Annotated in this window: 7 protein-coding genes; 3 read left to right on the forward strand and 4 right to left on the reverse strand. The window is 63.8% G+C overall.

Annotated elements, in window-relative coordinates:
* Positions 1 to 140: 140 nt before the first annotated feature.
* Entirely contained in the window at positions 141 to 1,253 is a 1,113-nt protein-coding gene (locus tag CLV34_RS10645; protein ID WP_100350247.1) for an Eco57I restriction-modification methylase domain-containing protein, read from the forward strand.
* A 15-nt stretch (positions 1,254 to 1,268) separates the two neighbouring features.
* Here the strand turns inward: CLV34_RS10645 and pglX are convergent, their stop codons facing one another.
* Genes pglX through CLV34_RS10665 form a run of 4 tightly spaced genes read right to left on the reverse strand, consistent with a single transcriptional unit; the run spans position 1,269 to position 8,610 of the window.
* Positions 1,269 to 3,860, reverse strand: a complete 2,592-nt coding sequence (pglX, locus tag CLV34_RS10650; RefSeq protein ID WP_100350248.1) for a BREX-1 system adenine-specific DNA-methyltransferase PglX — start codon at positions 3,858 to 3,860, stop codon at positions 1,269 to 1,271.
* Positions 3,860 to 7,399: a BREX system P-loop protein BrxC gene (gene brxC, locus CLV34_RS10655; protein ID WP_100350249.1), complete on the reverse strand. Its 3,540-nt coding sequence runs from the start codon at positions 7,397 to 7,399 to the stop codon at positions 3,860 to 3,862. Before brxC ends, pglX begins: the two co-directional genes overlap by 1 nt.
* 3 nt (positions 7,400 to 7,402) lie before the next feature.
* Positions 7,403 to 8,002, reverse strand: a complete 600-nt coding sequence (locus tag CLV34_RS10660; protein ID WP_245859173.1) for a DUF1788 domain-containing protein — start codon at positions 8,000 to 8,002, stop codon at positions 7,403 to 7,405.
* On the reverse strand, positions 7,999 to 8,610 hold the full coding sequence (locus tag CLV34_RS10665) for a DUF1819 family protein (protein ID WP_100350250.1): 612 nt from the start codon (positions 8,608 to 8,610) through the stop codon (positions 7,999 to 8,001). The genes CLV34_RS10660 and CLV34_RS10665 overlap by 4 nt, the downstream gene beginning before the upstream one ends.
* Positions 8,611 to 8,848: 238 nt before the next feature.
* Between CLV34_RS10665 and CLV34_RS10670 the strand changes: the two genes are divergently transcribed.
* Positions 8,849 to 9,583, forward strand: coding sequence for an FHA domain-containing protein (locus CLV34_RS10670; protein ID WP_100350251.1), 735 nt, complete (start codon positions 8,849 to 8,851; stop codon positions 9,581 to 9,583).
* Positions 9,584 to 9,730: 147 nt separating this feature from the next.
* Entirely contained in the window at positions 9,731 to 11,164 is a 1,434-nt protein-coding gene (locus CLV34_RS10675) for a DUF2130 domain-containing protein (protein ID WP_100350252.1), read from the forward strand.
* Positions 11,165 to 11,260 lie beyond the last annotated feature (96 nt).

An 11,260-nucleotide genomic window follows, 5' to 3' on the forward strand; every position in this document is an offset into this window, starting at 1 on the left:
ATGTTCACCGTCGCGAGGAAGCAGGGAGGGTAGCCACCGGGGTAGCCATCCCATCTTGGAGCCCCGCGGGGAGACGTCGCCGCCGCTTGGGCAAGTTGTCCGCCGACGAGTATCGAGCAGCGCCAACCGCAACACAGTTCATGAAGGATCAGTACGCGGACGTCAAGCAGGACCTCTACGGAGCGTTCGTGGCCAGGGGAATCGAGCTCGCGCTCAACAACGGTCTGCTCGCCATCGTCATTGGCGATACCTGGATGTCGATCAAGTCGTTCGAGGCACTGAGGTTGCGGCTGATGGACGGCCACGCGTTCGACTCGTTCGTTCACATGCGCGACGTGTCCAACCACCCGGACGTCTTCGGCGCCAACGCTGCCTTCGTGCTGTCGATGACTGGCAGCAGGGGGCGGCACGCGCCCTTCGTGCGGCTGACGCCGCTCGGATCGGACCGCAAGGAACGGGACCTTCGCGTCGCCCTCGCCCAGCGGAGCCAGGAGTCCGGCTTCTTCCTCGCGTCAGGCGAGGACTTCGCGGCGATCCCCGGTTCCCCGATCGTCTACTGGCTCAGTGAAAAGATGCGGGGCGCCTTCGCGACCGGCCGTCCGCTAAGCGAGGTTGCGAACCTACGGCAGGGGCTAGCGACCGCTGACAACAACCGGTTCCTGCGCCAGTGGTGGGAGGTGTCCGGCGTTCGCACTGCCTTCTCTTGCACCTCACGTGAAGACGCCGCAGCGAGCGGTGCACGCTGGTTCCCGTACAACAAGGGCGGCGAGTTCCGTAAGTGGTACGGAAACCATGAGTTCGTCCTCAACTGGGACAACGATGGAGCCGAGATTCGGACATTCGGCACCGAGGACGGTGGCCGTCCGAGGTCCCGTGCCCAGAACACGGGCACGTACTTTTCACCGTCCGTGTCATGGTCGAAGGTCAGTAGCGGGGCACCGGCATTCCGCGCCTATCCCGTCGGGTTCGTCTACGACGTCGCGGGCACGTCGATCTTCGCGGCGACAAGCCGGGAGCGGGTGGGGTTGCTTTCGTTCGCGAACTCACAGGTCGCACTTGAGCAGCTGGCCGCGGTGGCTCCGACACTCAACTACGAGGTGGGACAGGTCGCGGGATTGCCAGTGGTCGACCCGGATGACGGCGAGTCACTCGCCGAGCGGGCGATCGATGAAGCAAGGTCAGACTGGAATACCTTTGAAACATCCTGGGAGTTCGAGGACAACCCACTCGTGAAGCTTGCCGGTCGTTCATAGCCACGGCACAGACGCTCAGGCGAGTGCGACCAGCGGATCTTGCGCGAAGTTCCACGATGTCTCAGAGATGTCCCAGTCCTCCCGAGATGTCTCGACGAGGTCGTCGACTGCGCTGGTCGCGAGCGCTCGCACGCCGTCGGCCACCGGGACCAGTCCTACGTACCCGATGTGGAAGTGCATCGTTGGTGCAAGAACCTGCATGACTTCCATTACATATCGCGAGTTCAGGAGCAATGAGATCTGGTCCAGAACCGCGTGCCCTCCGAAACCTGAGTGTCCCGTCGAGTCGTGCACGAAGCCGGCTGGGTACCGCCGGAATGCAGCTTCGCCCGACGAGATGTCCGACCACGACACGGACGGTGAAAAGTAGGTCTTGGGGTTGCGGATCACTGAGCGGGGCTTGAAATCGACGATCTCGGCTCCATCGTTCTCCCAGTTGAGGACGTAGTCCTGATTCCCGTACCACTTACGGAACTCGCCGCCCTTGTTGTACGGGAACCAGCGTGCCCCACTCGCCGCGGCGTCTTCACGTGAGGTGCAAGAGAAGGCGGTGCGAACGCCGGACACCTCCCACCACTGGCGCAGGAACCTGTTGTTGTCGCCCGTCTGGAGGCCCACTGCCAGCGAAGCGACCGTGCCGAGACGTGCGCCAGTCGTGAACACGGCCCGCATCTTTTCACTGAGCCAGTAGACGATCGGGGATCCAGGGACGTCCGCGAAGTCGTCTCCGGATGCCAGATGAAAGCCGGCGTCCGTGGTTCGCTCGCTGAGTGCGGCGCTCAGCGCGCGGGCCTTCTCCGATTCCGAGTTGCCGTCGACGAGTCGGATGAACGAGCCCGCCTGGTTGCGACTCTCGGACGGCAGGTTGGTCAGGACGAACGCAGTCGAGGAGACGACCTCGCCGCCGACGGAGTCGAAGGCGCGAGCTCCAAGGTGGAGCATCGAGGTGATCCACTGGTTCGCCAGGAGCGACGAGCGGAGCTTCTCGTACGAACTAAGGAACATCCACGACTGCATCGTGATCATCGCAGCCGCCCCGTGAGGTAGCGCCAGCCCGGTGCAGCGCTCGATGAAGCCAGCGAACAGGTCGGACTTGCTGTCCGGGTACTCGTTCTTCATGAACTGTGAAAGCAGCGGGTTCATCTGCTTGCCGCCCATGTAGGGCGGGTTGGCGATGGCGACGTGGTAGCGCTGGGTGAGGTACTCGGCCTGGTCGAGCACGTTCTCGGCCGCCTCGCGAAGCTCGGCCGCGCCGAGGATGTCATCTTCGAGGGTCTCGACGTGGGTGCGGAGCGGCGCGATGAGGTCGGCGTCGGGGCGGATCAGCGAGCCGAAGGTGTCGGCGTGTTGGAACTGGTTCCAGAAGCCGTCGATCTCGTCTCGGGTCGGGTCGAAGAGGTCGAGGGTCTCCGTGCCACGTGACCGCTTGACGCGGCCTATCGTCGGCGGGCGGAGGAGGTCGAGCTCGTCGGAAGTGAACTTCACGGGCTCAAGTACGCGGACGTTCGGTGCGACCGGCTTCTTGAGGAAGAGCTTGCGACGTGCGGCAGCCTTCATGGTGAGGGCGAAGGCGGCGAGTGCGCCAGCGCGGGGGTCGATCTCGATGCCGTAGAGATTGTGGCTCAAGATGAGACCGGGGATCTCCGAGGGCGTGTACCCCTGCTCTTCATAGATCGAGTAGAGGAGGTCGAACGCGTAGGTGAGCATGTGTCCCGACCCGCAAGCCGGGTCGACGACCTTGAGCTCCTCCGGGCCGGAGATCTTGAGGAAGTCGGTGTCGTCGTCGACGGGAGCGATGTAGTGCTCCATCTGGTCGACCAGGCTCGACGTCGGGTTGTTGAGCATCCACAGCCGGCCGAGAGAGTTCTCGACGAGGTACCGGACGATCCAGTGCGGGGTGAAGAGCTGGGTGGCTGCGGGGATCTCGTCGGCGCCAGCCTTCTTGTTCTTCTTGAACCCGGCGAAGACCTCGTCCTTCCGTTCCGAAATGTAGAACTGGTATAGCCAGCCGATCACCTCGACGTCCTCGCACACCCCCCGTGTGAGAGTCTCGACGGCCTGAGCGCGCACCGAGTCGGCCGCTAGTAGCGCGCTCGGGATGAGGAGTTCGGTGTAGTCGCCCTCACGCTCGAACATGAAGGGTAGGGCCTTGTTCCAGTGGCGGCAATACGCCTCCAGGAGGAGTCCGTAGGCTTCGCCCTGTGGGTCGCTCGACGGGGTCGTGCCGTTGAGGAAGGCGGTCACTTTGGCAGCGGTCTTCGGCGGCACGATGTCAGGGTCGAACGTGCCGCTCTTCGCCTCGGCAAGGATCTCGGGCTGTCCAGTCACCCGGCCAGCCTCGGGGGACACGACGGCCGATGGCGTGTACGCGTTTGCGTCCATGAATCGCAGCGCGATGATCCGGTTGAACCACGTATACGCGACACGGTCGACGACCCCTTCGCGTCCATAATTCCCGATGGCGCGTTCGAGCGCCCTGATCGCATCTCGGGACTCGACTCGTGCAATGGAGTTCTCGGCGAGCACGACGCTGAGGCGAGCGCGGACCCCCTTGATGAGGTCGAGGCGAGCCTTGGTCGCGAAGGATTTCAGCGATCCGGTGTTCATCAGCGGGTGATTCGCTTTCCGTCGTTGATCTCGTTCAGGAGCGCGGTGCGTAGCGCGGCGAGGTAGTCGTCGACATCCTGGACCGTGGCGAGCACGTGCTTGTCGTGCGACACGGTCACCTGAGTAAGTGCGACTGACTTGGCGGGGGTGACCGTGTACGGGTTCTGCGGCTTGGCCGTAGGGTCGTCCGACGGGCTGGGGCCCACAACCACCGGCGTCGCTGCCGAAGCGATGAGGCGGTCGAGCAGGCGGGGGAACTTCGCGGTGGCAAAGTTCGCCGCTGCAAGCTTGATCTTTGCGATGCTCGGTTCGCTCCAGACGGCGTCGCGCGCGGCGTCTGCCTCGTCCAGAGCCGCGGCCTGTGCCTCGGGCGTCGCATCGCGGTACTCGTCAGTGCCGGCGAGGGCGGTCCGGCGTTCCTCGATCGCGCTGGCGGCTGCGATCTGCTCGTCCTTGATGACGTTGTCGAGTTGCTGGCGCAGCGACTCGACGGCGGTCTGGAGCTGGGCGATCTTGTTCCCGCGGAAGACATTGCAGTCATCCAGGACCGTCTGAACTGGGGTGGCCGCATCGCGGGGCAGATAGCCGAGGTTGTCCGCCGTGGAGGTCAGAAACCTCTGCGCGTTGTCATAGATGACGCGCTGCTGACCGTTGAGGAACGCGCGGACCCTGTCAAGGGTCTCGCCCTTGGCCTCGAGGAGTTCGTCAGCGTGGTCGAAGTCGGTCAGATACCACTCGTCGGTCTTGCCGACGACACCCTCAAGCAACTCGATGGGGGCGTCGAGCGCAGCGATGAACGGGTACTGGTAGCGGTTCTTGTCCGCCTTCAGCTCCTTCAGCATCGCCGTGAGCTTCTCCGAGCCGGCGTGTGCGGCCTCTAAGGCGTCCTTCGGCACGTCGGGCTCGTCGAAGAAGTCCTGGACGAACTTGCGGAACGCGGTGACCTTACGCTGGTCGTAGTCCTTGCGCAGGTCGATACGGAGGTTGCCGTACTGCTGGCTGTTCGCGAGGTCACCGGGCACATCCGAGCGCTTGCGCTCGTTGCCACTGAGCTCGATCTTGATGCGCGACTCGCCGTAAAGGTGGGCGATGGTCGCGAGGATCGACCCCTGGTCCCAGCCGTAGGGCTTGCCCGTGAACCTCTCGATGAGCTTTTTGACGTCGACTCGCTGGCCGATATCCACCTGCGATTTGATGCCGACGGAGTATACCTCGTTCGCCGCGTCGGTTAGCGCGGTGTCCACCGTGAACCCGAGCCCGTCGTCCTTGGGCTGCACGAATTTCCGGAGGTCGGCGCTTCCGTAGGTCTTCCCGCCCAGGAGGCTTAGCTGCGGGTAAGTCTTCGCCACGAGGGTCGCAAGGGCGTCGAAGATGCGCTGGTCGGCAGCGGCGCTACTGGACGTGACGTCGACTCCGTGAACGACCAGTGTCGCCTTGCCGACCGCGACGCGCAGGCGCTCAAGGATCTCCTTGCCGCGTTCGCGGTTGAGCTCGGCCTTCTGGCCAAGGATGCGCTGCTGCACCGGGGTGATCGAGGTTGTCTGCTTCTGCTTGACGTACTTCTCCGTCTTGAGCAGCAGACGCAGATCGGCGAACAGGCCGTCGTCGGTGCCGATCACCACGCGCGCCTCGTCGAGTCCTGTCGAATGCAGACGGATCGTCGGCAGGTCGTGCGGGTATCCGGGCGTGACGACATGGACGGTCAGAGCGTGCTGGGGGCCGTGCACCGCGTCATCGATCTTGTACCCGAAGGCGTAGTCCTGGCCGGTGGCGTACCGGTACTTGTTCGTCTTGATGACGCTCTGCTGGAGCAGCTCGTACAGGCGCTTGGCGACCTCGGAGCCGTCGATATCGACGGTCTTGATCTCCTTCTCGACGTCCTGTTCTTCGCTGGTGAGGTACTCGTAACTCTCACCGTTGCGCTGGATGTAGCTCTGCGACTCCAGGAGAGCAAGAGCATCCTTGACGTTCTTCGACAGCGCCGAGAGGTTGAGCCCGAACCGGTCGTACATGAGCGCTGTGATGTTGCGGGGCGTGGCACGGAAGCCGTCGACGTATTTCACGAGGAACAGCGCCTTGAGCACGCGGATCGCGAGCTTTGTGAGGTCCGAGTCGAGTTCCGGGAGATTCTTCGATGCGACGTCGATCGCGCGCTTCGCGCTGGACTGGACGGTCTCACTGATGCCCTCGAACATCGCGTCGAAGGGAGCGAGCGTGCCGACGGGCGCGGAGTCCATGCCCTTGACGACCTGTTGGACGACGCCGAGCATCGAGCGCTCGCCGACGGCCTGGTGCCGTCCCGTGAATGCGTTGTGGTCCGAGAGGCCGACGAGCGCCGCCTGGAAGAGGGGGAACTGATAATTGACGAACGGGTAGGTGCCGACGAAGAGCGCCTCGTCGGCGTAGTTGCGGTACGTCTTCCCGCCGTCGGCGAAGTCGAAGAAGGTCTTGAAGTTTCCATGCTCGTAGGCGTAGATCGGCTTGAGGGCGGCCTTGCCGGCGTCGCCCTTGTCGAGCAGGCGCTTACGGATGACCTCCTCGACGTCGGCGCTTGTGAGGCTGACGCGGTTGGAGAATCGTGCCTGGATCTTCGAGAAGTCGAACTGCTGGGTCTTGTTCTGGTCGCCGATGGTTTTGTCGAGTGCCTCCTGGCTCGTGACGAATACCCATGCGCGCCCGTTGCCCTTGGAGTTGAGGGTCTCGGCGATCGACTGGAGCTGGAGCATGAGGCTGCGGTCGTCGCCGATGAACTGACCGACCTCGTCGACGAAGAAGTTGAGCCGGACGGCCTGACCCTGGGTGTGGAGCCAGTCGATGACCTCGTCGGCGAAGGAGTCGACTGAGACTGTGTAGGAGTCGCGATACTTCTCCAGGATGTTCTCGGGCGCGCCCGCTGTGCCGCCGATGATCTGTGCGTACGCGGCGGCGACGTTGGTCTCCTCGAGCACGTCGAGCTCGCGCCCGTCGTGCCAGTCGAGGCCAGAGATCTGTTGGTAGGCCGTCTTGAAGACGTCGAGCAGGCCACGGTTCTCGAGGTCGCGCTCGAATCGGGCGACGTGCGGCTGCATGTCGTAGTAGCCACGGGCGGAGTTGAAGACCTTGACGAAGACCTTGAGGATCGCGTCCGTCTTGTTGCCGCCGGATGCGTCAGCGACCTGGTCGATGTTGAACAGGAGGCTGCGTGCTGGGATCTTCTCGGCCTTCGTGAGCGATGCCCTGAGGAACGAGTCCTTCGTCTTCGCCTTGAAGGTCTCGGAGACCTCCGTGCGCGGGAAGTCCTGACCGACGACGTCGCCGAGCAGGTGGGCGAGCATCTTGAGCATGTGGGACTTGCCGGAGCCGAAGAAGCCCGAGATCCAGACACCGTTGGCGGTGGTGTAGTTGGTGTAGGCCTCAAGGAGGTTGGCCAGCGCCTTCTCGGCTTCGTTCGTCAGGACGTACTCGGAGACCTCTGTGCCGAGGTGGCGGTCGTCATCGGCCTTGATGACGCCGTCGATGTTCCGAGTAATGTCCTTGTCGAAGATGTCGTGCAGGTTCACTTCTCAGACCTCCCAGGTGCGGATGTCGAACGCCCGGTAGTAGTTGTCGTCTTTCAGGCGTCCGAAGAGCACGAGCGAGGAACCCGACGTGCTGGACTGTTTGTACTCACCGGGGAAAAACATCAGCATCGGCTTGCTCCCGGCGATGGTTTGAATATTGTTCAGGATGTTGTGCGAGCGGATGTACGGAAATACCTCGCCGATCCCGGTAAGAAGGAAGACGTCGTATGGTGCGGCTTCGAGCTTCTCGCGGATTGCGGGAACCAGCTTCGTTTTCGGGTCCAGCATGTTCTGCAACGGCTTGATGAGTGCGCCCTTGCCCTGGGTGACCTCAAGGTGCGTAAGGCGGTCCCAGACGCCGCGGTCCTTGAGAATCTCCAGGGCGAGGTCGTAGAGGTTGACTTCGACGACGGTCACGCCATTGTTCGCGAGCTTGTTCTTGATCCGCTTCTTCGCATCGGCGACAGCGAGGGCATCCTCGGGGTCGTAGGGATAGATGAAGAACGGGACCTCGTTGCCGATGCCCTCCATCTGCAAGAACCGCTTGCTGCCCAGGACCTCGACGAGGTGCTGTTCTTGGGCAACGACCTCTGCCGCGTTCACGCAGCCTCCCTCGTGGGAAAGAATCGGATGTCGCTCGGGATGTTCGCTGCGAAACTCATCCGGAGCCGCTCGGACAGGATCGTGGGAACGATCGCTCCCGAGTCGGTGAGGAAGCCGGCCTCGCGCATCATGAGGAAGGTGTTCGTGCGCAACTTACGCCGTGTGGACTCGGTGAGGTCATCGAGCTCGATGTGCCACGGCTCCTTGCCGCGAAGGAAGACTTCGAAGTCCTCCGCATGGATCTCCGGTGCGAGAAGCAGGAACCGATCGCGGAGCACCTCCTCGGCAAACTCACCGAGCAGGTCGTAGCGCCGGCAGGCGGCTGCCCACAGCAGATGCGCTCGCTCGTCACTGATGGCGTCCGCGAGGAGGTTGACCTCGCTCTCGGAGAGCTCCTCGAGTCGTTGGACGAGCTCACGGCTCCAGCGTGTGGCGCTGGACACGGTGCGGGCCTGGAGGAGGTTGCCCGCGTTGAGTGCGCCGCGCACGGCCGCCCAGTCATGCAAGTCGAGGAAGAGTCGTGCTGCCACCGGTCCGCCGAGGAGAAAGAGGCCACCCGTACTGAAGGACAACCTGTACCGCTGCGCGGCGTCAGGGCCCTGCGACATGGGTCTCTCCTCGTTGATCTGGGTGTCGCCTGACTCTATCGGAGCGTGGGTAGCGAGCCCGCCGCGACCTGCGCGTTCCTGCCCAACTAGTGAGTACAGCGTCATCGGGCTTTGACCCTCGACGGCACGGGTCCGGCCGGACGAGCGACAAGACTGGCGTAGTTGCCGAGGGCGGCGCTCGGGGCGGGTAATTCGGTATCCACGCAGGTAGCCTGGCCGCGATCGAGGAGGCCTCAGGATGTCCGTTGTGTTGTCGTGGGACGCAGCTGCCGTGCTGCAAGTGGGGGACGATCTCACGCCGGTGCTGCGACTCGACACTGAGGAGCGGGTGACCATCGGGCGGTCGGAGCGGGCCGGTCTGCGGTCACCATCGGTCAACCGCTACATGCCCCGCGAACTCGCCACTCTCAACTGGACTCGCTTCGGCTGGTTCATCCGGAATGGACGGCGAACCGTCGGAAGCACCGAGGCGCGGGTTCGGATCGCGGGCCCGTTCATCGACGAACCCAATGGCGCCCTCTTCGCGCCCAACGCGCTCGTGCTCCTCCAGCGAGGGGAATGGACACTGGAGTGGGAGCTTGAAGTACGCACTGTGCTGAGGCTGACGCCCATCGCCGAGCCGAGCTTGTCCCTGCCTGTCGCACGTGACCGCCCTGAGCCTGTCGGTCCGCAAGCCGGGCGAACCGCACTTGCGCGGCCCGACATTGCCCTCACGCCCACGCAGCGCGAACGTATGGGGGCGCTCTTTGCGTACCTCATCGCGGGAACCGCGACGCCCCCGAACCGCTACCAGGCCGCTGGCGAGCTCCTCGGGCAGGACGACAGTCGCATCAAGAGCACCGCGCAGAATGTCATCCGATCCATCAACGCCAACCGGCGTCTTGCTGCCGGCATCAAAGGCCTGGACGAACTCGGGCACTACCTCGTCGAGGTCGCAAAGCTCATCGGTCCAGGCGACGTGCCTCGCGTGTAGTGCGGCCCCGGAACGGCTGGGTACCCGGGTATCCGGTCTCGGCGGCAGACCCTCGCGCTTTGAGAACTTCTACATGTGCTCGACCGGGCACGCCCGACGTCGGCGGGGTTGACTCGCCTGCCGCTCGCCTCTTGAAAGGAAGAACCCATGCACAAAATCCAGTGCCCCCACTGCAACAAGGCCTTCACCGTTGACGAGGCGGGTTACGCCCAGATCGTCAGCCAGGTGCGGAACGAGGAGTTCCAGCGCGACGTCCACGACCGTCTTGCTGCCGCCGAGAAAGAGAAGGACGCCGCGATCAAGCTCGCCATCACTCAGACGGAACGGGCCGCCGAGGCGAAGGAGGCCGCGCTCTCCGCCGAGGTTGCCCAGCTCCAGGCGTCTGTCGACGCTGCAGCGACCGAGAAGGCGCTCGCGGTCACACAGGCGCTCTCCGAGGTCGAGCGGGATCGCGACCGCCTGACGAGCGACCTTGCCGAGGCTAAGAAGGACGTCGCAGCCGCCGTCGAGTTGGCGAACGCGAAGGCGGCGAGCGAGCTCGCGCAGGCGCAGGCGACCAAGGACGCGGAGATCGCGGACCTCAAGGCCCGTCTCGGCAAGGCCGACGTTGAGCAGCAGCTCGCGCTGACGGCTGCGGTCGCCGTCGTGGAGAAGGAGCGCGACAAGCTTCAGGCCGACCTTGAGTCGAAGTCGACGGAGATCGTGCTCGCCGAGAAGTCCCTCAAGGAGCGGTACGAGACGCAGCTCAAGGACCGCGAGGACGAGATCGTGCGGCTGAAGGACCTGAAGGCGAAGCTGTCCACGAAGATGGTCGGCGAGACGCTTGAGCAGCACTGCGAGAACTCGTTCAATGGGCTGCGCGCGGCGGCGTTCCCGCGGGCGTACTTCGAGAAGGATAACGACGCGTCGTCCGGTACCAAGGGTGACTTCGTCTTCCGTGACTACGACGAGTCGGGCACCGAGATCGTCTCGATCATGTTCGAGATGAAGAACGAGTCCGACACAACGGCGACCAAGCACAAGAACGAGGACTTCCTTGCCAAGCTGGACAAGGACCGTCGGGAGAAGGGTTGCGAGTACGCCGTGCTTGTCTCGCTCCTCGAGGCCGACAGCGACCTCTACAACACCGGAATCGTCGACGTGTCGCACCGGCACGAGAAGATGTTCGTCATCCGGCCGCAGTTCTTCCTGACGCTCATCGCCCTGCTCCGGAACGCCTCGCTCGATGCACTGGCCTACAAGCGTGAGCTGGAAGCCGTCCGGCAGCAGAACATCGACGTGACGAACTTCGAGGCACAGCTCACGGAGTTCAAGGACAAGTTCGGGCGCAACTGGCGGCTCGCTTCCGACGGGTTCGACGAAGCGATCCACCGCATCGACGAGGCCATCAAGGACCTGGAGAAGACCAAGCAGGCTCTGTACAAGGCGGCCAACAACCTGCGCCTCGCGAACGACAAGGCCGAGGACCTCACGATCAAGCGCCTCACCCGTGGCAACCCGACGATGGCGGCGAGGTTCGCTGAGCTCGAGGCGGGTAAGGGTGCGGCCTCGAGCGCGGACGACGAGACCGACGCGGCTTAGGTGTTCTGGCTCATGACGTTGGTGACGTGGCGGCGTAGTCGTGAGGCTGGGGGTCTGTCACTGGCGGCGGTATGGGCTCGATGGTAGTTGTAGTGG

Origin of the sequence: Luteimicrobium subarcticum, from assembly GCF_002798015.1 — a bacterium.
In the GTDB taxonomy this organism is placed as follows: domain Bacteria; phylum Actinomycetota; class Actinomycetes; order Actinomycetales; family Cellulomonadaceae; genus Luteimicrobium; species Luteimicrobium subarcticum.

Bases quoted from the DNA above. Each gene is read 5' to 3' on its own strand.
- CLV34_RS10675 (WP_100350252.1), top strand. From the start codon at position 9,731: ATGCACAAAATCCAGTGCCCCCACTGCAACAAGGCCTTCACCGTTGAC.
- CLV34_RS10670 (WP_100350251.1), top strand. From the start codon at position 8,849: ATGTCCGTTGTGTTGTCGTGGGACGCAGCTGCCGTGCTGCAAGTGGGG.
- CLV34_RS10665 (WP_100350250.1), bottom strand. From the start codon at position 8,610: ATGTCGCAGGGCCCTGACGCCGCGCAGCGGTACAGGTTGTCCTTCAGT.
- CLV34_RS10645 (WP_100350247.1), top strand. From the start codon at position 141: ATGAAGGATCAGTACGCGGACGTCAAGCAGGACCTCTACGGAGCGTTC.
- pglX (WP_100350248.1), bottom strand. From the start codon at position 3,860: ATGAACACCGGATCGCTGAAATCCTTCGCGACCAAGGCTCGCCTCGAC.